Below are 24220 nucleotides of genomic sequence, written 5' to 3'. Positions count from 1 at the left end.
TGTAAAAAGATTGAAACTCCTTGAAAAAAGGTTCTGTAGCCGATATAATGCAGAGAGGTTCAAGAATATATTAAAAGCGAGGAAAACAATTGATTACTGTTAATGATGTAAGTTTACAATTTCCAGATCGTAAACTTTTTGAAGAAGTGAATATTAAATTTACTCCTGGCAACTGTTACGGCTTAATCGGCGCAAACGGTGCAGGAAAATCAACGTTTCTTAAAATTTTATCAGGTGAGATTCAACCGACAACTGGCGTGGTTTCAATGGGTCCTAATGAGCGACTAGCAACGCTGAAACAAAATCACTTTGACTACGAAGACTACACTGTTTTAGAAACTGTAATTATGGGACATAAACGTCTTTACGAAGTAATGAAAGAAAAAGATGCTATCTATATGAAAGAAGATTTTTCAGATGAAGATGGGATTCGTGCCGCAGAACTAGAAGGCGAATTTGCTGAACTTGACGGTTGGGAAGCAGAACCTGAAGCAGCTGTTTTACTCCAAGGGCTAAACATTCCAGAAGAATTACATGATCAAAAAATGAGCGAATTAACAGCTGGTCAAAAAGTCAAAGTATTATTAGCTCAATCTCTTTTTGGTAAACCAGATGTCTTACTATTAGACGAGCCGACAAATGGTTTAGATACCCGCTCAATCAATTGGTTAGAAGAATTTTTAATCAACTTTGAAAATACCGTTATCGTGGTTTCCCATGACCGTCATTTCCTAAACAAAGTCTGCACTCACATGGCAGATTTAGACTTTAGTAAAATCAAACTTTACGTTGGTAACTATGATTTCTGGTTGGAATCAAGCCAACTAGCGACAAAATTGCAAGCACAATCTAATGCCAAAAAAGAAGAACAAATCAAAGAATTACAAGACTTTATCGCTCGTTTTAGCGCCAATGCCTCAAAATCAAAACAAGCAACGTCTCGTAAAAAAATGTTAGATAAAATTACCTTAGATGACATTCAACCTTCCTCTCGTCGTTATCCATTCGTTGGTTTTACACCAGAACGTGAAATCGGCAATGACTTATTACAAGTTGAAAATGTCTCTGTAACGATTGATGGCAAAAAAATCTTAGATAATATCTCGTTCAACTTAACAAAAGATGATAAAGTGGCATTCATCGCTGACTCAGACATTACAACGACTACGTTATTCAAAGTGATTATGGGCGAAATTACTCCCGATACAGGTTCTGTTCGTTGGGGCGTTACAACTAGCCAAGCTTATTTACCAAAAGACAACAGCAAAGACTTTGAAGAGCCATTAACCATTTTAGATTGGTTACGTCAATTTGCTGGTAAAGAAGAAGATGACAATACGTTCTTACGTAGTTTCTTAGGTCGGATGTTATTCTCTGGTGAAGAGGTACTAAAACCAGTCAATGTTCTTTCCGGAGGCGAAAAAGTGCGTGTCATGCTTTCAAAATTAATGCTTTCCAAAGCCAATGTCTTAGTTTTAGATGATCCAACGAACCACTTAGACTTAGAATCAATCACTGCATTAAATGATGGGTTGATGGCTTTCACTGGTTCAATTCTTTTTGCTTCACATGACCACCAATTTATCCAAACATTAGCGAACCGAATTATTGCTGTTTCTGATAAAGGGGTCATTGATCGGGCAGAAACAACCTATGATGAATTCTTGGAAAACCCAGAAATTCAAAAACAAATGGACGTTTTATTCAGTTCAGATTATTAAAAAAATAGAGAAGTCATTAAAAGCTAGGGTTCCATAAAACACTATTTAATAAGAACACTATTTTAATAGAAGAACTTGAGAAACTCTACGGCTAAACTTACAGGACTTGTTTAAAAAGCAAGTCCTGTTTTTCTTTTTATTAAACATAGCCTGATATAATAAGATTAAACGAAAGTGTTAACTTTCATAAGGACAAATAAAAATACTGAATAAGATGGACTCGCCCATACTAAAAAAAGACTTTCTCTTTCGAAAGTCTTTTTTTAGACTATTTAAGATATAATTTAAATTTAGTACAAAATCATATCCTACTTATGATTTCAAGCATTTTAGTTATTGAAAAATTTAATTCGTCATCGGAAAAACTATTATTAATATTTTCAGGATGATGAATCACATTTCTTATATAAACCGGAAGAGTTACCAATACATTATGTGTGGTTCCATTCTTTAATAATTTCAAGTAATGTTTGTTTCTGACAAGCCCCTCATTAACTAGCCAATCATCAAACTCTTTTTCGTAATAATATTTACTGTTTTTTCCAATAGCATACAATTGTAATTCTCCATATAGTTTATTATGATTGATAATAAAGTCTTTTTTATCAAATTCCTCAATATCTTGATAAGATGCCCAGCCACTTTCAATAATATCTATATATTGCCACTCAAGATTATACTTCAAATTTTCACTATTTTCACAAAATAATCTTAATAAAATATACGGATCTAGCGATTCAATTAAGAAATCATCTAAGCTATAATAATGATTATAATCTTCCATTTTATTTGAAATATTCAATTTCTTAAATTTATTATTACGCTCAATTATGAAACATAAATATTCCCTAAAACCATTTAAATCATCATTTAAACTAAATATATAGTCATCAGAAACTAAGTTTAAGTCAATGCTATTTACTATATCCAGCAAGAGTTCAAACGGTAATGTTAAATCATTAACCCTATTCCAGCTAGTCAATTGATTCTTGTATCTTTTTTTTGTTTCAGCAAATGAATAGCCCAAGTTATCTAACCTGAACTTTACTTTAGCTAAGTTAGCTGAATAGCCTTCTTTGTTTTCTATTATATTGTTTGCATATTCGTACTGAATTTTCTTTTTACTATTCGGTGGAAATAACCAAGAATGTTTCTGGAAATGATTATTTTTCCCCAAATCAATACAAGTTTTATTAACCATTAATTGTATATAGGTACCCATATCATGCTCCTTAAAGATTTTTCTTATTTGATATTAGGATTAGAACATTTGTAAATTGTCCAATCATTGAAGGCCTGTTCGCTTTTTTCATAAGTACTTGATTGAATGGCTAAGCATAATAGTTTTGAAGGCCTACTAAAACCAACATAAACAACCTTACGACTTTTTTCGTGTAGCAAGCTACTATTCTTTTTTAGTTTCTTGTTGTTTAACAATGGCAACACACGTTTGATATCCGAAGAGTTACTTGTTTCTGTTTCAAGATATAAAGTGGCTAAGTGAGTCTCTCCTTTAGTTTTATATATTGTCTCAAAGATTATTTTCAAGTCATCTTCAACGTAATCAACGCTTTCATTATTTTTTTCTGCTTTACCAGAGGTTAGATACTTTTGAACAGTTTCATATTGAAACTCATTTTCATCCAATACCTTTTTTATATGATCAATGATTAGTTTATAAAGAATAGTGTTATTAAAATCTATATTAGTTAATGTTAATAGAAAATCTTTGTAGCCTTCTGTCTGATCTAATAAATATTGTTTAATGCTAGATTCTGAATACAATCCACCGGTATTGGTTCTCTTGCCACACAAAATAAATATTTTTTTGAAAATGCTTATCATTGAACTATGAACACTTGCTAAATTACCATTAAGTAATGCTTCCTTAATTGATTCTATACAAGTTGGAAAACTATCTGAGTTAGTATCATTACCAGTTTTTAACTTATATTTTTTCCAATAATCAGAAATAGTCAATCCAGTACTATTTTTTATCATTCCAATAGCTTTGATAGGGTAAGAAGAGGAAGAACATAGTATTTCATTTTCCTTAATAATTTTAGCAAACGTTGGAACTACCTCATCAATACAACTATCATCAAATACAATTAAACACGGATTTATAGAGCTATCTGTGACTAATGAATCTATTTTTTCATGATTTGTACGTAACTTAACTACCTCATTAGCAATAGCTTGATGGTATCTATTTGAACCTCTCATATGCAAAGCATTTGTGTCAGCAACCCAGATTGAACTTTGCTTATTTTGGCTACTAAAAATTGCTTGATCCATGTCACCAATTTTTTGTACCGTAATATTAGAACTGTTAAAAATTGTATCCAATACATTTCTTTGTACTTCATCACAATCTTGATATTCGTCAATAAAAACATAAGAAAAACGCTTAGAAAGTATATTATTTAATTCCTCTCCAAAATGTTTAGAAGCAAGATTTGCAAAAAGGTAAGTATCATTGAAATTAGTTATTCCTTTTGTCAATAAAAAATTCTTTAAATTAGCAAATTGTTTCGCACTTTCACTATCTTTATTCGTAATTATTTTTTCTTTGTAGAGCAGATTTTTATCTGAATCAGATTTCAGATCTTTTACATAGTCAACTGGACTTGAGATATGTTGAAGGTTTTCAGCTTTTTTATTAATGAATGAGTAGAAGATACCAAAACTAGGATAATTAGCTTTGGCAGTTTCCCAAAGAATATTTGAATAACTTTCTTGGTCCAATATAGAAATTTGTTCAGAAGTAAATCGTGTGAGATATGGAAAAACTACAAATTTATCAATAAAAGATTGAATTGTTCCTATGAAATTTGGATATGAATTTAGTTCGCCAATTTTTTTGTCAAATTTATCTTGTATTTCATTTATTGCCACATTTGTATGTGAAAGCACACACACGCCAGAATTATGTTTTAAGGGGTAATGGTTGGTAACGCTCAATAATTTGGCTAAAAGTAAGGTAGTTTTACCGCTTCCTGGACATGCAATTATTTCTGTAGAATCTAAACATTTTATTAATTTTATTTGTTCTTCAGTGAAATTACAGCCAGAAGGCAAAAGTAGCTCTTCACAAATTTGAATATCGTCATCTGTAATGTTCATGAATCTAATCTTTACCTGCTGAGTAATCAATTGCTTTTACTATATAACCTATATATTTATCTTTTCGCAATTTCTTAGCAAGCTCCTCCTTTTTCTGAGTATCGATTTTCTTTTGAGATAAATTAAGATCAAACATTTCTTCTTTTTTTGTGGTTGTGGTAACGATTTGATATTCTAACAGACTTGCTAAACATTGTGCAGTTATTGCTTTTGAAATGTTTTTTTCTAACAAAGTATTATTATATATTTCGTATGCTATACGATAATCGCTCCAACCTTTACTAGTCCAAGAAGATAAATTTTCCTTTACAATATTGTCTACTTCTTCTATTTTTTTAGCCGTTAAAGCATATTTGTTACTATTTGCAATTTTTTCAGCATACAAAATTGATTTATACAACTCCTCTTTTAGACAACTTAACGCAAGAGAAAATTCTAATGTCCAATGTGGTGAAATAAAAGTCTTTACCGTACCCTCTGAATAATTTGAAGTAATTTCAGAATTCTTTTGTTGTGTTAATTCAAGTTTAATATCTAATTCTTTCTTTTCTTGGTCCCATTTAGGTTTAATGTCTACATCAGTAATAATAGATACAGGCATCAGTATCTCTGGCTGTTTCTTCTGTAAAAATATTTTTGAATAACGTAAAAATGCTATACTGCCAACATTTACTAAGCTTACTCCATATTGTGATAAGTTGGAATCTATTATTTTAGCGATTGTTGGTAGAAGTAAGTTTTCCGCATCACCTTCCACCATGATTACACCTTGAGAAAAAAACATATTTGCTTTAGAAGATTCTAAGAATCTTTGCAAAAAGAGATAGTCCCCTTTGTCTAATTTCGTATTCTCGGGCGCTAAAGAATATACTTTTGAATTTTTACATATCAAAGCATTTTTTATATTAATTTCGGATGATAATGTGGTGCTGTGTGTAGATAAAATAAATTGAATACCTGAGTCGTCGAACTCATTTTGTATATATTCAATTAATCGTAGTTGTGCTTGTGGATGTAAGTGGGATTCTATTTCTTCAATTAAAGCTAGCTTTATTCCTTCGTCATCATATTGCCCAAGTAAAAGTAATTCAGCTGCTATAAAAAGTAAGTTTTGAACTCCTAAACCTGGTTTTATTTCAGAAAGATTGAGAGATAGACTCTCTAATATAGATTTTAATTGAAGGTTTGATGTTACAAAGCTAGGTTCTATTCTAGACTGTTTCTCTAAAAAAGCGGCAACATTACTTTTTAGGGTTTGTAAAACCACATCATCATCATTTATAAAATACTGATCAATTTCTTTATTCGCTTTTTTTATTATCTCAACTAGTTTATGATTTTCTTTTTCTTGAAATGATTTATGGTTATATAAAATTTGAGACAGTCTGGAGCCTTTTCTTGAAGCCATTTCTCTTTCAGCATCTCTAAGCGGTTTCAAATAAGTACATTTCAATAACTCACGGGCTTTTCCGTCCATTTTATTTCCATCACCAATCATCCCGGCACGCAAATCGGTGAATATTCTATTTTTTTCTTTCCAAGCTTTAAATGTTAGTTTCAAGTTATATATAGTTTTGCCAGCATCATTTTTTTCGAATTGAAGCCATTCAATAAAATTCTTCGCTTCCTCAACAGAAAAATCTGATAAAATACATTCAATTTTAATTATTTCTGAACTATTACCAGCCGAGTCTAAATAAAAATCGTCTTCTGTAATACGTATGTACTCATTACTCTGTGTCTGTAACACAATTTTTATAGCATCGATAATTGTACTTTTTCCTGAATCATTTTCTCCAATCAATACATTTACACCATTATGAAATTGAACCTCTAACCCTGGTGAATCATCTTTACTAGAAAATTGTCTAAAATTCCATATTTTTAATTGTTTCAATATCATACTGATCAATCCCGTCTTTTTAGTATACAATAACTATATTATACTATATGAATAAGAAAATAAGAGGTATAAATATTAGTACAAATGAACCTACGACAGTTACCAGTTAAACACTATTTAATAAAAACTATATTAAGATAGGATAACTTGAAAAACCTACGGCTAAAAACCAGGACACACAAAAGCGAATAACCTTTTATTTTCTTTTTTCACCAAAAGAAAACACAGCAATACAACCTATTCCAGTATGACTAGTAATGGTGGGTCCTAGAGGATAAATCAGTATCTCATTAACTTCTATTTCTTTTTCAATTAATTCTTTGACTTTTTCCGCGTCATCTTTCGTTCCTGCATATGCAATCAATAGTGTTTGTTTCATTGGCTCTACAATGCCTTGAATCGTTTCTTGCGCAATCTTTTGCAAGGACTTGTTTCGTCCACGAGTTTTACCAACGGATGCTAGTTTGCCTGCCGCATCCACGCGAATAATTGGTTTAATGTTCATTAAGCCACCAAGTGCTGCCGCTGTTTTAGAAATCCGTCCGCCACGTTCTAAATGTTTTAAATCATCTACCGTTACCCACGAGTGAAGTTTCATTTTTTGCTCTTCAAGATAGGCAACAACTTCTCCTAATGAATGACCATCTGTTTGTAATCGAATGGCTTCTCGGACTAACATCCCTTGACCTAAGCTAGCTGCTTTTGTATCAATAATATGAATTTCTACATTATCGTACTCTTCTTTTAACATCTCTACTGATTGCAACGCACTTTGATAAGAGCCACTTAACCCAGATGAAAAAGCTAAATAAATCACCGGTAACCCTTGCTCCACAAAAGGACGGAAAAATTCATTGTAGCGTCCCACATTAACTTGAGAGGTAGTGGGCATACTTCCATTTTTAATAGCCGTTAAGAAGTTCTGATAATCAAACGTTTCACCTAAATCATCGCGATATTCTTTCCCGTCAATTTGAATATTCATGCTAATAAAAGGTACTTGGTTTTCTTTTAAGTATGTATACGGCAAGTCACAACAAGAATCTGTCACTAATTGATAATTCACGGACAATTGCCCCCTTCATGTTTTCTTTTATTTTACCATAGTTTTTCATTTTTATATAAAATTAAAAAAGAACGTAAAGGCTGAATTGGCATAAGCCATCCTTTACGTTCTCTTAAAAATCTGCTTAAATTTGTGCCCAAACGCTTTCTAAAACGTTCGTTTGGTTACGGTCTGGACCTACAGAGAATGTTGAAATGCGCACACCAACTAATTCTGAAATCCGATGCACGTAGTTACGAGCATTAGCTGGTAAATCGGCTAAAGTTTTGCAACCAGTGATATCTTCAGACCAACCTGGTAATTCTTCATAAACTGGTTTACAGCGGCTTAATTCTTTCAAGCTTGCTGGATAATGATAAATTAATTCACCATCAAGTTCATAAGCTGTACAAATTTTCACCGTTTCTAAACCACTTAACACGTCAATCGAGTTTAATGACAAGTTCGTAATCCCTGATACACGTTTTGAATGACGCATAACTACTGAATCAAACCAACCGACACGACGCGGACGTCCTGTTGTTGTTCCGTATTCTTTACCGACACGACGAATGGTTTCTCCTGTTTCATCAAATAATTCTGTTGGGAATGGGCCGTCACCGACACGTGAAGTGTACGCTTTGCAGACACCAACCACTTTATTAATTTTTGATGGACCAACGCCACTACCGATAGTTACACCACCAGCTACTGGATTAGAGGAAGTAACAAATGGATAGGTTCCTTGATCGATATCCAACATGACACCTTGTGCCCCTTCAAATAAAACCCGTTTTCCAGCATCTAATGCATCGTTTAAAATAACCGAAGTATCTGTAACATATTGTTTAATTTGTTGTCCGTATTCATAGTATTCTTCAAAAATATCATCAAATTCAATGGCTTCGCTATCAAACATTTTAACGAATTGACGATTTTTTTCTTCTAAGTTAATTTGCAAACGTTCCGCAAAAATTTCTTTATCCAATAAATCAGCGATACGGATTCCCACCCGTGCTGCTTTATCCATGTAGGCTGGGCCAATTCCTTTAATCGTTGTCCCAATCTTGTTTTCACCTTTCGCATCTTCTTGCAATTGATCCAATTTAATATGATACGGCAAGATGACATGGGCACGATCTGAAATACGTAAATTATCAGTGGCAACATTATTTTCTTTTAAATAAGCTAATTCTTTTACTAAAGATTTTGGATTCACAACTACGCCGTTACCAATTACACTAATTTTTTCTTTATAGAAAATCCCTGAAGGAATTAAATGTAATTTATACGTTACGCCGTCGAATTTAATGGTATGTCCGGCGTTATCTCCGCCTTGGTAACGAGCGATCACTTCTGCGTTTTCACTTAGAAAGTCTGTAATTTTTCCTTTACCTTCGTCGCCCCATTGCGTTCCAACAACTACTACTGATGACATTCGAACACCTCGTTCATAATTTTTTTGTCCTGAATCATTGTACCAGTAAAACCAGTCCCTTTCAAGGGTAAAAATCGAATATTCTTTCACAATCAAAAGCGTTTCTGTCAAAAATACGAACATTTTTAGTTATGTTTTTGTAAAATAATAAAATATACGAATATTGTTCGTGTTTTACTCTCTGATTTTAATCCCTTAATAAGCAAAAAAACGAACTCAAAAAATGAGTTCGTTTTTTTAAAATTCTGTCCTCGGCGAAAGCGAAGAAAATTTATTATATTCTTTAATGAAAAGTAATTCGACCGTTCCACGCGCACCACTACGGTTTTTCTCAATGATGACTTCTACAACATTGTCAACTTCTGGTGGCTCATGATCACCGTCTTCTCCTTCACCACGATCGTAGTAATCATCACGATAAAGAAAGGCAACGATATCGGCATCTTGCTCAATGGATCCTGATTCACGAATATCACTTAGCACAGGACGTTTATCTTGACGTTGTTCCACGCCACGAGAAAGCTGGGACAAAGCGATAACCGGGACTTTTAATTCTTTCGCTAATTTTTTTAATTGACGTGAAATATCAGAAACCTCCTGTTGGCGGTTCTCTTTTCCAGTTCCTTCAATCAATTGTAGGTAGTCGATCAAAATTAGACCTAAGTTGCCTTTTTCTTGTGCTAATTTACGACATTTCGCACGAATTTCGGTAATTTTAATCCCTGGTGTGTCATCAATATAGATATTCGCACGGGACAAACTACCCATCGCAATAATTAAGTTTTGCCATTCTTCTTCAGATAATTGCCCTGTTCTTAAATGGCTGGCCTCAATGGATCCTTCTGCACAAAGCATCCGGTTCACTAATGATTCTGCCCCCATTTCTAAACTAAAAATAGCGACAGCTTTATCTGTTTTGGTGCCGACATTTTGGGCAATATTTAATGCAAAAGCGGTTTTCCCTACCGCTGGACGGGCCGCTAGAATAATTAGCTCTTCCGCTTGCAAGCCGGCAGTCATTTTATCCAATGCTTGATAGCCTGTAGGTAAACCAGTAATCTCTTCATCATTTTGGTATAATTGGTCAATATTCGCAATAGTTGTATTTAGAACATCTGAAATTGATAAAAAGCCACTACGATTCCGCTTTTCGGAGACTTCTAAAATGCTTCGTTCTGCATCATCCAAAATAGATTCAACATCTTCACCTTGCTCAAAGCCTTTAGTTACAATCTCTGTAGCGGTTTGGATTAAGTTGCGCAGCAACGATTTTTGTTCAACAATTTTTGCATAATAAATGACATTGGCAGCTGTCGGCACAGCTAAAGCTAAATCTGACAGATAACTTAGTCCACCAACATCTTCTAACAAATTCTCTTGTTCTAGGCGATCTTTGATTGTTACCACATCAATCGCTTCATTTCGGTCGCTTAAGGTCATCATCGTTTGGAAAATCAACTGATGACTACGACGATAGAAATCTTTAGGTTCCACATATTCCATCGCTTCTATTAGCACATCTGCATCTAAGAAAATAGAACCTAAAACGGCTTGTTCCGCTTCAATATTTTGTGGCGGTACCCTATCTTGCAATAATTCATTCATTTTGTTCTCTCCCACGATGTCTTACTTTCTGGTTCATTTAGTCTATCCATTTTAACACAATTTCATTAAAAAAAGTACATTTTTTCTCTGCTGATTTCTCTATTTTTAGTTCACTTTTCAATTTTAAAAAATATACAACTAATAAAAATATAACACTTTCGTTAATTTAAAGTGTTGTATATTTGATTTTTAAATATTATAAAAATAATTCGAGTAATTTATTTGGTATAAAAAAGAAGCCGGAGAAATCGGCTTCTTTTTTATCGATTGTATTATTCCGCTACGACATGAACCTTAATTTTCGCTGTAACTTCATGATGTAGTTTGACTGGTACGTTAGTGTAACCTAGAGAACGAATTGGGTTGGCTAATTCGATTTTGCGTTTATCCAATTTTACATTGTATTGTTTGTTTAAGGCTTCTGCAATTTGTTTTGAAGGAATTGAGCCAAATAAACGGCTATCTTCTCCAGCTTTTGCCTTGATCTCTACAACAGTCTTTTCATCTTCTAAAAAGGCTTGCATTTCTTTTGCTTGTGCTAAAACTTCTGCTTCATGTTTTTCTTGGGCTTTCTTTTGACCCGCTAATGCACTCATGCTCCCTTTATTGGCTTCTTTCGCATAACCATTTTTAATTAAAAAGTTTTGGGCGTAACCAGTTGGCACTTCTTTTACGTCCCCTTTTTTTCCTTTTCCTTTAACGTCTTGTAAAAAAATGACTTTCATTTCCTTCACTCCTGTTCATACATTTCATTAATATTTTGACGAATTACATCAAGTAGTTGCTCTTTTACTTCTGCTACTGTTACGTTTGATAATTGTACTGCCGCATTAGTAAAGTGACCGCCACCACCTAAATTTTCCATAATAATTTGGACATTAATTGAACCATTACTCCGAGCACTAATGCCAATCTGTTGATCCGTCCGCTTGGTAATGACAAATGCTGCATTAATCCCTGCCATAGAAAGTAATGTGTCCGCTGTTTTGGCAGCTGTGACACTATCATATTCTTTGTCTTCACTCCCTGCAACAACGACGGTATCTTTTGTGACATATTCGCTTTTAGAGATTAAGTTGTTCATTTCCAGATAGCTTGTAAGATCAGAACTTAATAGATATTGTACTAAAGATGAGTCTGCTCCACAAGTTCGTAAATAACTAGCCACATCAAATGTTCGCGCCGTCGTTCGTGTATTGAAACTTTTCGTATCAACCACAATTCCCGCCAACATCATGGTTGCTTCAAAGGCCTGCAGTTTATTTGCGCTATTACTTTGGTATTCGATCAATTCTGTGACTAATTCTGAAGCAGAAGAGGCAGAAGATTCAATATAAGAAAGCAAGGGTTTTGCTGGAAATTCGTCTCCTCGTCGATGGTGATCAATGATTACTACTTTATCAAAACGCTCATAGAGCTCTTGTGAGATCGATAGAGACGGTTTATGGTAATCTACCATAACTAATAAGCTACTTTCTTTCTTGCGCTTCATGGCCTCTTTAGGACTAATAATGCGCTCTTCTAATTCTGGGTACTCTTTAATCGCCTCTAACACTCTTTTGACATCGGGAATGATTTCATTTTCATCTAAAACAATCCACGCTTTTCGATTATTAAACGAGGCTAAACGAGCAACACCAAATGCTGAACCTAACGCATCCATATCTGGATAACGATGGCCCATAATATAGATGTCAGCTGATTCCGCAATAATTCCCTTAATTGCCATGCTCATTGCGCGAGAACGTACTTGGGAACGTTTCGTCGTTACTGCCGTTTTTCCACCAAAAAATAACGGCTTCGCTTCATCTTTGGCTTCTTTTACAACCACTTGATCGCCGCCACGTACTAAAGCTGTATCTAGGTTCGTTTGAGCCGTGGTCCCGGTTTGATCTAAGGTTGGCCCCCCATAAGCAATCCCCATGCTTAACGTAATGGCTACTTCATGGTTAGCTGATTCCTTACGGATCGTATCCAAAATAGAAAATTTTTCGTCCATCATTTTTTGAATATCTTCCCATTGGGCAATGAAAAAATAACGTTCTGCGTTGATTCGCTTATAAAAAACTTTGTATTGGTCCATCCAATCAGAAACCATCGTCGTAATGAAACTATTCAAATAAGAAATTTCTTTCTCATCCATTGTATCGGTGACATCATCATAATTATCGACAGACACAATGCCAATAGCCGTTTGCATTTCGACTTTTTCTTGATACAAATTACTTTCTTTAGTGATATCTTCAAAAGTAATTGTATGTTGTTCTTTATTGACGCTAAAGCGATAGGTATTTTCGTCAATCGTAAAAATATCTTGGTTTCGTTCTGCTAATTCTAAATAAGACGTCACTTGGCTAGCGGTTAACGTTAGCTGATTGTCTTTATTAAAAATAGAAGCAGCATAAGGATTAAGCCATTCTACCGCGCGTGTTTCCCCGTTATACGTAATAATTCCCACAGGTACTTCATTTACAACATAATCCAACGATTGTTCAGCAATGGAACTTGCTTCTTGAATCTTTTCTACGTTCGTAATTTCTACATCTCTAATCAACAGCCGAATAACCACTAAGAGAAAGATATCTAATGCGATAATTACCGCCAATAGCAGCCATTTATTTGTTAGTAAGAAATAGAGGAGAAATTCTACTAAGAGAAGACCCACAACAATTAAGAAACCGTTTTTTTGAATTCTCTTCTTTTGCATTTTTTTGCCTCCAATCTTTCTGCAGACCTTTGAGGCGACTTGTTCCAACGAGCATATTGCTCTGGTGATTCACTAGTTATTTCATCCCTTATTTTATCACAAAACACTTCATTCTGCGAACCTTGTTATGTTTCACGTGAAACACTAGTCAAGATAAAAAAGAACCAAAGAGCAAGCTCTTTGGTTCTGGAAATTGTCATAAAATTATTGTTCGTCACTAACGAATGGTAATAATCCCATGATACGTGCGCGTTTAATAGCAATCGTTAATTTACGTTGGTTTTTAGCGCCCGTACCTGTAACACGACGTGGTAAAATTTTGCCACGTTCTGAAATGAATCGTTTTAACAATTCAGTATCTTTATAGTCGATGTATTCGATGTGGTTTGCTGCGATGTAGTCGACTTTCCGACGTTTACGTCCGCCTCTTCTTTGTTGTGCCATTCTTGTTCCCTCCTATCAAATTCGTTTAGAATGGTAAATCATCATCTGAAATGTCGATAGATGAACCTGAGCCACCAAATGGATCAGAATCTTTATCGAAATCAGGCATACCGTTATTGTTTTGCGACTGAGAAGATGATGGATTGAAACTATTGTTGTTGTTATTAAATCCAGAACCGGCATTGTTATTACCAAAGCTACGATTTTGTGATTGATAACCATTTTCGTTGTTATTAAAGCTACCGCCGCCAGTTCCTCTTTGTTCTGAAGCAGAACGAGATTCTAACAATTGGAAGTTTTCACAAACCACTTCAGTTACGTAGACACGTTGACCTTGTTGGTTCTCGTAGTTACGAGTTTGAATTCTTCCGACAACACCTAATAATGTACCTTTACGGGCATAATTAGCCATTGTTTCTGCGGGTTTACGCCAAATCACACAGTTGATAAAGTCTGCTTCACGGTCACCATTTTGATTCGTAAAGTTACGGTTTACAGCAAGTGTAAAGGTCGCAACAGCTGAACCACTAGCGGTGTAACGTAAGTCAGGATCTTTTGTCAATCTTCCGACTAATACAACGTTATTAATCATTCAAAACATCTCCTTTCGTCAATAAATGTTTCATGTGAAACAAATTATGCTTCTACCTTCACGATCATATGACGGATAATATCGTCATTGATTTTTGCTAAACGATCAAACTCGTTGATTGCGCCAGCTGTTGATGGAGAAGTAACATTAACGATATGATAGATGCCTTCACGGAATCCGTTCATTTCATATGCTAAGCGGCGTTTTTCCCAATCTTTAGATTCGATAACTTCTGCTCCGTTATCTTTTAAGATTGTGTCGAAACGTTCTACTAAAGCAGTTTTTGCTTCTTCATCAATGTTCGGACGAATAATGTACATGATTTCGTACTTCGTATCTTGACTCATTGATTTTCACCTCCCTATGGACTTCAAGGCTCTTAGTTGGCTAAGAGCAAGGAGAACATACCTAAAAAGGTAGTTCACAATCTCTAATTATATGCTAATTGATGGACAAAAGCAAGAAATAGTTTTGAAAAGCCCCAATAAAAAAGTTTCGCCAACTGGCGAAACTTTTTTATGTTATTCTTCTGTTTCTGATGTTGTTTCGTTTTCTGTTGTTTCTACAACTTCAACGATTTCTTCTTCCACTTCTTCTGGTTCTACAACAGCCATTGTTACCACTTTGGCACCATCTTCCATTCTCATTAAACGAACCCCTAATGTTGCGCGTCCTGTTTGAGAAACAGAATCAACGTTAAAGCGGATAATGACGCCTTTGTTCGTAATCAATAAGATATCTTCATCCCCATTGACCGTGGTTAAACCAGCTAATGGACCATTTTTCTCAGTGATATTTGCTGTCTTAATCCCTTTACCGCCACGTCCTTTAACTGGATATTCAGAAGCTTTTGTACGCTTACCATAACCATTTTCAGTAATGACTAGGACTTCTTTATTTTCATCCAGAATCGCTGCGCCGACCACATAATCATTTTCGCGGAGACGGATTCCCCGAACACCTGATGCTGTCCGGCCCATATCACGTACAGTATTTTCATCAAATGTGACAGAGTATCCTGCATGTGTTCCGATAATCATCTTCTGATTGCCATTAGTCGTTACCACGTTAACTAACTCATCATCTTCTTTTAAGCTAATGGCGATTAATCCATTACTACGGATATTAGAAAAGGCTGTTACGGCTGTCCGTTTGACGGTTCCTTTTAAGGTTGTGAAGAACAAGTATTTACCTGCTTCTGCTTTGCCCTCAACAGAAATAATCGCTTGAATTTTTTCTGCAGAATCAATTCCCAGTAAGTTGATCACTGGAATTCCTTTTGCTGTTCTACCGTACTCAGGGATTTCGTAACCTTTTGCTCGGTAAACTTTCCCAGTGTTCGTAAAGAATAATAACGTGTCGTGTGTTGAACAAGAAACTAGGTTTTTCACGAAATCATCATCATGAACGCCCATGCCTTGGACACCACGTCCGCCACGGCGTTGCGCCCGGAATTCAGAGTTTGCCATCCGCTTAATGTAGCCGTTATTGGTTAACGTAATCACGACTTCTTCTTCTTCGATTAAATCTTCATCTTCAAGACTTAAGACTTCACCTACTAATAATTCTGTGCGTCGTGCATCACCAAATTTTGTACGAACGTCATTTAACTCTGTTTTAATGATTTCAATGACGCGTTCTGGGCGGGCTAAAATGTCCTCTAAGTCCGCAATGAATTTCAATAGCTCTTGATATTCATTTTCAATTTTGTCGCGTTCTAAGCCTGTTAAACGGCGTAAACGCATATCTAAAATCGCTTGCGCTTGACGATCTGAAAATTCAAAGCGTTCAATTAACGTTGCTTTTGCTTCGTCATCTGATTGTGATCCACGGATAATGGCAATGATTTCATCGATATGATCTAAGGCAATTCGGAGACCTTCTAAAATATGTGCCCGTGCTTCTGCTTTGTTTTTGTCAAAAATCGTCCGGCGAGTAATGACTTCTTTTTGATGCTCGACGTAGTTTTCTAAAATACGTTTCAAGCTTAAAATTTTCGGTACACCTTTTTCAATGGCTAACATGTTAAAACCAAAAGATGTTTGTAAGGCAGTCATTTTGTACAAGTTGTTTAACACAACAGAGGCACTCACATCTCGACGAACATCGATGACAATCCGCATGCCTTCACGAGAAGATTCATCCCGCAAATCAGTAATTCCTTCAATTCGTTTATCTCTGTGTAATTCAGAAATTCGTTCGATTAATTTGGCTTTATTCACCATATAAGGCAATTCAGTTACTAAAATACGTTCTTTTCCATTCGGCATTTCAGTCAATTCAACTTTTGCACGAACAGTAATCGAACCTTTCCCTGTTTCATATGCTCGGCGAATCCCTGATTTCCCCATCACTAAACCGCCTGTTGGAAAATCTGGTCCAGGTAACACTTCCATCAATTCATTCGTCGTTACATCAGGATTGTCCATCAATAAACTTGTTGCATCAATCACTTCACTTAAATTGTGTGGTGGAATATTTGTTGCCATCCCCACCGCAATCCCCGTTGTTCCGTTAACTAGTAAGTTTGGAAAACGAGCAGGTAAAACTACTGGTTCTTGTTCTGAATCATCATAGTTTCCTTGGAAATCGACTGTATTTTTGTTAATATCTCGTAGCATTTCTAAAGCAATTTTACTCATACGTGCTTCGGTATAACGCATAGCGGCAGCGCCGTCACCATCGACAGAACCGAAGTTTCCGTGGCCGTCAACTAACATAGCCCGATAACTAAAAGGTTGTGCCATCCGCACCATTGATTCGTAAATCGCACTGTCCCCATGGGGGTGATATTTACCCATAACATCCCCAACAATCCGGGCTGATTTTTTGTGTGGTTTATCAGGGGTTACCCCTAATTCGTTCATTCCATATAAGATTCGGCGATGAACAGGTTTTAAACCGTCACGAACGTCAGGTAACGCGCGGGCTACGATAACACTCATTGCGTAGTCAATGAAAGATTCTTTCATTTCGCTGGTCAGATTGACGTCTTGAATGTTTTCTTTAATTTCTTCACTCATGAATTTTTTCCCCTCTAAATATATGTTCTAGCGTCTCTTACAACGTTGCGACACATTAAATATCCAAGTTTTTCACGTAATGGGCATTTTCTTCGATAAACGCACGACGTGGTTCCACACGATCGCCCATTAGCATTTCAAAAATTTGGTCAGCTTCAATGGCATCATCGACACTCACTCGCGCCATTAATCGTTTTTCTGGGTCCATTGTTGTTTCCCAAAGTTGGTGATCATCCATTTCACCCAAACCTTTGTAACGTTGAACACTTGGTTTTGGTGAAGCAGGTAATTCTTCTAACACTTTTGCTAGTTCCTCTTCAGCATGTTTGCCCGGTTGAACGTAGGTGATGTTTTTCCCTTGTTTCACACCATATAGTGGTGGTTGAGCAATATACACATAACCAGCTTCAACAATTGGACGCATGAAGCGATAGAACAAGGTTAATAACAACGTTCGAATATGCGCACCATCGACATCGGCATCGGTCATAATCACTAGTTTGTGATAACGTGCTTTAGAAACATCGAAATCTTCGCCGAAGCCTGTTCCCATAGCTGTAAATAATGACCGAATTTCTTCATTGGCTAAAATTTTATCCATGCTGGCTTTCTCGACATTCAAGATTTTCCCACGAATTGGTAAAATGGCTTGGAATTCACGGCTACGTCCTTGTTTTGCTGAACCGCCGGCCGAGTCTCCTTCGACGATAAATAATTCGCATTTTTCCGGATCTTTACTTGAGCAATCAGCCAGCTTCCCTGGCAAGTTGCTAATTTCTAACGCGCCTTTACGACGGGTGACTTCACGGGCTCTTTTAGCGGCTAAACGAGCTTTTGAGGCCAACATACCTTTTTCGACAATTTGTTTACCGACTGTTGGATTTTCCATCAAGAATTTTGTAAAGTATTCTGAGAATAAACGATCCGTAACGGTCCGTACTTCTGAGTTCCCTAATTTCGTTTTCGTTTGCCCTTCAAATTGAGGATCGGGATGTTTGATGGAAACCACTGCGGTTAAACCTTCACGAACATCTTCCCCAGTTAATTTTTCATCGTTTTCTTTCATCAATTTTTGTTTACGTGCATAATCATTAATCACACGTGTTAAAGAAGTTTTAAAACCAGATTCATGCGTTCCGCCTTCATAAGTATGAATATTGTTGGCAAAACTTAAAATATTGGAGTGGTAGCCATCTGTATACTGCATTGACACTTCCACTGTAATATCTTGTTGCTCTCCTTCAATGAAGATTGGCTCTGGGAAAATAACGTCTTTATTGGCATTTAAATGCTCAACATAGCTCTTAATCCCGCCTTCATAGTGATACTCTTTTTTATCTTCTTGTCCTTCACGACGGTCTTCAATTGAAATGTGTAAGCCTCGATTTAAAAAGGCTAATTCACGAACCCGTGTTGCTAATTTATCAAAATCATAAACGGTTGTTTCTGTAAAAATTTCAGGATCTGGAATAAAGTGAACAGTGGTTCCGTGACGATCCGTTTCTTCGATAACTTTTAGGTCATCAACAACCGCACCACGACGATATTCTTGGTAATACACTTTGCCATCTTTATAAACACGAACATCTAAACTGGTCGATAAAGCATTAACAACAGAGGAACCAACACCGTGCAAGCCACCTGATACTTTATAGCCGCCACCGCCAAATTTCCCGCCGGCATGTAGCACTGTAAACACTGTTTCCACAGCTGGGCGACCTGTTTTGGCTTGAATCCCGACTGGAATTCCACGACCATCATCGATAACAGTAATACTATCGTCTGGTTCGATAATTACTTGAATTGATTTAGCAAATCCTGCTAAGGCTTCGTCGATAGAGTTGTCAACGATTTCCCATACTAAGTGGTGTAACCCTTCGCCACTAGTAGAACCTATGTACATACCAGGACGTTTCCGGACAGCTTCTAAGCCCTCCAAAACTTGAATCTGACTAGCGTCATATTCTTGCGCACGTTCTCTCATGTTTTTTTCTTCTTCTGTCATGTCGCTGAATTCCTTTCTATCTTGCCTTGTTGAACATAAAAAATATCTGGTTCAACTGTTAGCTTGTCTTTTATGTGATCTAAACTAGTTGTCGTTAAGAACGTTTGAACTTTGCCTTCAATCGTTTCTAACAAGTGAATTTGACGTTCATTATCTAATTCACTCATGACATCATCTAGTAATAACACAGGATATTCTCCTGTTTCTGAATGCATCAAATCAATCTCTGCCAATTTAATACTTAAAGCTGTCGTTCGCTGTTGACCTTGTGAGCCATACGTTTGAACATTTTGACCATTGACAATAAACAGCAAATCGTCACGATGAGGGCCTAAAAAAGTATTCGCTTTAAACAATTCACGCTTACGATTGTTCATTAATTGTTGGAGCAATTGATTTTGAAGTGCTTCTAAGGAAAGATCCGTGTTGTCAATTGGGATGCTTGATGCGTAGTCAATGGTGAGCGTTTCGCGTCCATGACTAATTTTTTGATGGAGTAAGTTTGCCCAGTGTTCTAATTTTTTAAGAAAACCTAACCGAGCGTATAGAACTTTCCCGCCAAATTCAGCTAGCTGTTCTGTCAAAATATCCAGATAAACAGTATCTGTTTGTTTCTTTTCAGCTAGTTGTTTTAGGTATTGGTTCCGTTGCTTTAAAACAGACTGATATTGGACAAGATCATAAAGATAAATAGGACTCACTTGTCCGAGTTCCATGTCAATAAATTTCCGGCGGACTTGAGGTGAGCCTTTCACCAAAGATAAATCTTCTGGGGCAAATAAAATAACATTCAGTTGCCCAATGTACGCACTGAGCCTTTTTTGCTCAATGTGGTTAACCTTGGTTTTACGTCCTTTGTTGGAAATTAAAATTTCCAACGGTACGGTGCCTGTCTTTTTTTCAACCACGCCGCTAATTTTAGCTGCTGCTTGCTCCCAGCCAATTAATTCTTTTTCATTGCTGGTTCGATGACTTCGTGTCATTGCTAGAACATAAATGCTTTCTAACAAGTTGGTTTTTCCTTGGGCGTTTTCGCCTAAAAAAAGATTTAACGTTTTTGGAAAATCTAAGCTGACTGTTTCATAATTACGATAATGCTGAAGTGTCAGCTCATTCAGCCGCATCGTCGGACTCGTTTCCGTTTTTCACCATAAAAAAAGTACCTTCTTCAGGTATCTCAATCATCATGCCCGCATAAAGTTTCCGTCCGCGACGATTTTCCAACTCGCCATCAACAAACACGCTATTGTCTGCCAAATACCATTTGGCTTGGCCGCCACTACCAATGACGTTGATTTCTTTAAGAAACTGACCAAGCGTTATATACTCAGTTGCTAAAACAAACGTTTTTTTCAATGTGCATCCCTCTTTTTTCTAATACGTTCTCATATATATTATACCCTTTTTCATAAGAGAAAACAAATTTATCTGTCTAATTTTCATTCTAAGCAATTTTAATTCTAAATGACCGAAAATATTATTAGGATAAAAAAACTCTTAAAAAGCATTTTAAAACGGAAATTGATATTTTCTTGAGAAAAAAGGGGCCTGATTTGGCAGAAATGACGAGTAGCGTTTAACTAAAAAACAATTAGGGGTAACTCAAAGACAAACGAAGAGGGCGTACATTGAAGAAAAGTAGCTTGTAGAGGTCTGAGCGTCGTTTTAAGCAACGTGAACTTCTTTCACTAGGAAATATTCATAAAAAAATGAACAGCCCTTAAACGAAAAATTAAAGGGCTTTTTTCTTTATCCCCGAAAAAAAAGGCAGAATTTATTCGTCAAACGATAGTTCAAACATTCACAATATAATTAGCGTAAAAGCTATTGTGATTTTAAAAAGCTTATCTAGCAGCGTTTATCGGCTTTAAATAGACGACAAAAAAGAACCTTCGGCGATCATAGTGATTTTCCGAAGGTCTTTTTTAAACATGATTAATTTGTACGAACCGGTGTAATTAGTTGAATGAAATCTAGTTCTGTTTCGGTTGGCTCCAATGTAAACGGACGAATTGGAGAAAGGAATTTCACGGTAATATTCATATCGCCAAACGCTCGCAACGCATCTTTCATATAATCTGGGTTGAAAGAAATATCCAACGCTTCACCAGAAACATTTTCATAGTTTAACGCTTCTTCGACTTTTCCAATTTCAGGTGAATTTCCATATAAAACAACAGAATCTGGTGAAATTGAAAGGCGAACAATATTGTTACGTCCTTCATGAGAAAGTAAAGAGGCACGTTCGATTGCTGAAAGCAATTCTGGTACATAAAATTCAATTTGCGTGTTATGGCTAGTTGGAATTAAACGGTTGGTATCAGGATAATTTCCTTCTAACAAACGAGAATAGAAGTACATTGTTTCTGTTTTAAATAGCACTTGGTTTTCCATAATGCTGATTTCAACCATTTCTTCTTCATTGGTTAATGAACGAGAAAGTTCAGTTAAACTTTTTCCTGGAATTACAATGTTAAAGTCTTCTACTGCTTGTTCTGTCGGGATCACACGTTGACTTAAACGATGTGAATCTGTTGCAACGGCAAGTAATTTTTGATTTTCTAAAATAAAGTGAACCCCAGTTAAAATTGGACGACTTTCGTGCATCGATACAGCAAAACCTGTTTCACTAATAATTTTTGTCAATAAATGAACAGGTAATTTCATTTGGTTTTGAGTATCAATTACTGGTAAGTGCGGATAATTGTCAGCATCTAATCCATTGACCGTAAAATCAGCTTTTCCTGAAGTAATTGCAACTTGATTGTTATCTAGAACTTCCATTGTGAACATATCTTCTGGTAATTTACGAATAATTTCGCCAAAGAAACGAGATTGTAAAACGATGCTACCTGTGCGTTCAATGGTCATTTGAGCTTTTTCATCGTCTTTACTTAAAAAACTTTCAATTGAAATATCCGCGTTACTCCCAGTAAGTGATAAGCCATCTTCTGATAAGACAATTTTAACACCTGTTAAGATTGGAATCGTTGTTTTAGAAGAAATTGCTCGTTGAACAGTTTGTAATTCTTGTAAAAAGACACTTCGTTTGACCGTTAATTTCATAATGTAAACTCCTTTTTAAGTATTTTCAATACGTTCTAATTTTGTACGCCACTGTTTTGTATATTATATATAAATAAATAATAAAAGTAATAGGGCATGTTGATTCTGTGGAAAAGTCAAAAAAGCATTGATTTTACTAAGTTATCCACTTGTGTATAAGTTGTGGATAACTTTGTTCTTTTTTGTTTAGTTTTCCACATCCTAAGAGTTCAATAAATTTTTAATTTCACTGACTTCTTTTTGAATCGCTGGATCTTTTTCCAATAATTGCTGAATCTTTTCGTGCGCATGAATCACCGTTGTATGATCTTTGCCGCCAAATTCGGCACCAATTTTTGGCAAGGAATTGTCGGTCATTTCTCTAGCAAGATACATTGAGATTTGACGAGGAACCACAATTGTTTTCACCCGTTTTTTCCCTTTTAAATCCTTAAGAGGCACATGATAATATTTGGATACTTCTTCTTGAATTTGTAAGATGGACAATTGATTTTTACTACCAACTGATTTTAGAGATTTCAAGGCGTCCGCCGCTAAACTAGTGGTAATATCTTCTCCATTAATAGTTGCAAAGGCTTGAACGCGGACCAAAGCACCCTCTAATTCACGGATGTTGGAATCGATTTGACCAGCGATATAACTTAGTGTATCATCCGGAATTTCTAAACGCTCGGCATCTGCTTTTTTGCGCAAAATTGCAATCCGTGTTTCTAAATCAGGCGGGGTGATATCGACAGACAAACCCCAAGCAAAGCGAGAAACTAATCGTTCAGGTAATTTTGGAATATCATTCGGCGGGCGATCACTTGTTAAAACAATTTGTTTATTTTCATTGTAAAGATCGTTGAAGGTATGGAAAAATTCTTCCAATGTTGCTTCTTTTTCCGCCAAAAATTGAATATCATCGACTAATAATAAGTCAACATTGCGATATTCTTTCCGAAATTGTTCGGATGTCTTTGTTTGAATTGAGTTGATAAATTCATTCGTAAACGTTTCGCTACTAACATATTTGACTTTGGCATCTGGTTGATTCACTAACATTTGATGACCAATGGCATGCATCAAATGGGTTTTCCCTAACCCTACACCGCCATAGAAGAAAAGGGGATTGTAAATCGAACCCGGATCCTCGGCAACAACAAGCGCTGCAGCGTGAGCCATTTGGTTTCCTTTACCAATAACGAAGGTGTCGAAAGTGTACTTAGGATTAAGCATCGCTTTTTTACTTTGTTCACTAAAAACAACTTCTTCTTCGGCAGGTTCTTCGAGTTCTTGTGCCAGTGCTGCGTCTTTTTCATCGGCAACAACAAAATGGGGCATCACTTCTGCACCGGTTAATTTAAATCCAGTTTCGACAATTTTTGCCGAAAGATTTTTTTCCCAGTAATCACGATGAACTGCAGAAGGGACTTCTAGCCACAATTGATTGTTGTCTAATTTCAAAGGGCGTGTGGTTTTAATCCAAGCATCAAAACTTGGCGCCGACAAAATCGCTTGATAGGCTTCTTCAAGGCTATGCCAAAAACTTTCCACGTCGGGCAT

18 protein-coding genes are annotated in these 24220 nt (G+C 36.0%); 1 reads left to right on the top strand and 17 read right to left on the bottom strand.

Annotated elements, in window-relative coordinates; translation table 11 throughout:
• Positions 1-89 precede the first annotated feature (89 nt).
• A complete protein-coding gene (locus tag IGI97_RS00090) occupies positions 90-1721 on the top strand; it encodes an ABC-F family ATP-binding cassette domain-containing protein (protein WP_002359215.1) in 1632 nt (543 codons plus the stop codon).
• 301 nt (positions 1722-2022) lie between these two features.
• On the opposite strand, the gene IGI97_RS00085 is transcribed toward IGI97_RS00090, so the two are convergent.
• The 17 genes from IGI97_RS00085 to dnaA form a co-directional block, all read right to left on the bottom strand.
• Complete coding sequence (locus tag IGI97_RS00085; protein ID WP_430394706.1) at positions 2023-2943, bottom strand: HEPN/Toprim-associated domain-containing protein; 921 nt, start codon at positions 2941-2943, stop codon at positions 2023-2025.
• Between the two features lie 23 nt (positions 2944-2966).
• Positions 2967-4847 carry a UvrD-helicase domain-containing protein gene (locus IGI97_RS00080; protein WP_174114112.1) on the bottom strand — a complete coding sequence of 627 codons (1881 nt, stop codon included), beginning with the start codon at positions 4845-4847 and terminating at the stop codon, positions 2967-2969.
• A gap of 4 nt (positions 4848-4851) precedes the next feature.
• On the bottom strand, positions 4852-6750 hold the full coding sequence (locus tag IGI97_RS00075) for an ATP-dependent nuclease (protein ID WP_174115138.1): 1899 nt from the start codon (positions 6748-6750) through the stop codon (positions 4852-4854).
• A 196-nt stretch (positions 6751-6946) separates the two neighbouring features.
• Positions 6947-7816: a DegV family protein gene (locus tag IGI97_RS00070; RefSeq protein ID WP_002359214.1), complete on the bottom strand. Its 870-nt coding sequence runs from the start codon at positions 7814-7816 to the stop codon at positions 6947-6949.
• A gap of 124 nt (positions 7817-7940) precedes the next feature.
• A complete protein-coding gene (locus IGI97_RS00065; RefSeq protein WP_002359213.1) occupies positions 7941-9233 on the bottom strand; it encodes an adenylosuccinate synthase in 1293 nt (430 codons plus the stop codon).
• 237 nt (positions 9234-9470) lie between these two features.
• A complete protein-coding gene (gene dnaB / locus IGI97_RS00060) occupies positions 9471-10838 on the bottom strand; it encodes a replicative DNA helicase (RefSeq protein WP_002381331.1) in 1368 nt (455 codons plus the stop codon).
• Between the two features lie 272 nt (positions 10839-11110).
• Positions 11111-11563 carry a 50S ribosomal protein L9 gene (gene rplI / locus IGI97_RS00055; protein WP_002356023.1) on the bottom strand — a complete coding sequence of 151 codons (453 nt, stop codon included), beginning with the start codon at positions 11561-11563 and terminating at the stop codon, positions 11111-11113.
• Between the two features lie 5 nt (positions 11564-11568).
• Positions 11569-13593 carry a DHH family phosphoesterase gene (locus IGI97_RS00050; RefSeq protein ID WP_002363542.1) on the bottom strand — a complete coding sequence of 675 codons (2025 nt, stop codon included), beginning with the start codon at positions 13591-13593 and terminating at the stop codon, positions 11569-11571.
• A 156-nt stretch (positions 13594-13749) separates the two neighbouring features.
• On the bottom strand, positions 13750-13989 hold the full coding sequence (rpsR, locus tag IGI97_RS00045; protein ID WP_002356021.1) for a 30S ribosomal protein S18: 240 nt from the start codon (positions 13987-13989) through the stop codon (positions 13750-13752).
• 25 nt (positions 13990-14014) lie between these two features.
• A complete protein-coding gene (gene ssb / locus IGI97_RS00040) occupies positions 14015-14581 on the bottom strand; it encodes a single-stranded DNA-binding protein (protein WP_002364599.1) in 567 nt (188 codons plus the stop codon).
• A gap of 44 nt (positions 14582-14625) precedes the next feature.
• On the bottom strand, positions 14626-14928 hold the full coding sequence (rpsF, locus tag IGI97_RS00035; RefSeq protein ID WP_002356019.1) for a 30S ribosomal protein S6: 303 nt from the start codon (positions 14926-14928) through the stop codon (positions 14626-14628).
• A gap of 174 nt (positions 14929-15102) precedes the next feature.
• Positions 15103-17604 carry a DNA gyrase subunit A gene (gene gyrA / locus IGI97_RS00030; RefSeq protein ID WP_002361457.1) on the bottom strand — a complete coding sequence of 834 codons (2502 nt, stop codon included), beginning with the start codon at positions 17602-17604 and terminating at the stop codon, positions 15103-15105.
• A gap of 55 nt (positions 17605-17659) precedes the next feature.
• The gene (gene gyrB, locus IGI97_RS00025; protein WP_002359210.1) at positions 17660-19609 is read right to left on the bottom strand and encodes a DNA topoisomerase (ATP-hydrolyzing) subunit B; all 1950 of its coding nucleotides are present in this window, start codon (positions 19607-19609) and stop codon (positions 17660-17662) included.
• Positions 19606-20733, bottom strand: a complete 1128-nt coding sequence (gene recF / locus IGI97_RS00020) for a DNA replication/repair protein RecF (RefSeq protein ID WP_002356016.1) — start codon at positions 20731-20733, stop codon at positions 19606-19608. Before recF ends, gyrB begins: the two co-directional genes overlap by 4 nt.
• Positions 20720-20965, bottom strand: coding sequence for a S4 domain-containing protein YaaA (gene yaaA, locus IGI97_RS00015; RefSeq protein WP_002356015.1), 246 nt, complete (start codon positions 20963-20965; stop codon positions 20720-20722). The genes recF and yaaA overlap by 14 nt, the downstream gene beginning before the upstream one ends.
• A gap of 579 nt (positions 20966-21544) precedes the next feature.
• Entirely contained in the window at positions 21545-22675 is a 1131-nt protein-coding gene (dnaN, locus tag IGI97_RS00010; protein WP_002356014.1) for a DNA polymerase III subunit beta, read from the bottom strand.
• Positions 22676-22876: 201 nt separating this feature from the next.
• Positions 22877-24220, bottom strand: coding sequence for a chromosomal replication initiator protein DnaA (dnaA, locus tag IGI97_RS00005; RefSeq protein ID WP_002356013.1), 1344 nt, complete (start codon positions 24218-24220; stop codon positions 22877-22879).

The sequence above is a fragment of the Enterococcus sp. DIV2419 genome (assembly GCF_051711865.1).
Classification (GTDB): domain Bacteria; phylum Bacillota; class Bacilli; order Lactobacillales; family Enterococcaceae; genus Enterococcus; species Enterococcus faecalis.
Note: the sequence above shows the minus strand (reverse complement) of the source record. Positions and strands in the feature narration are given on the sequence as shown.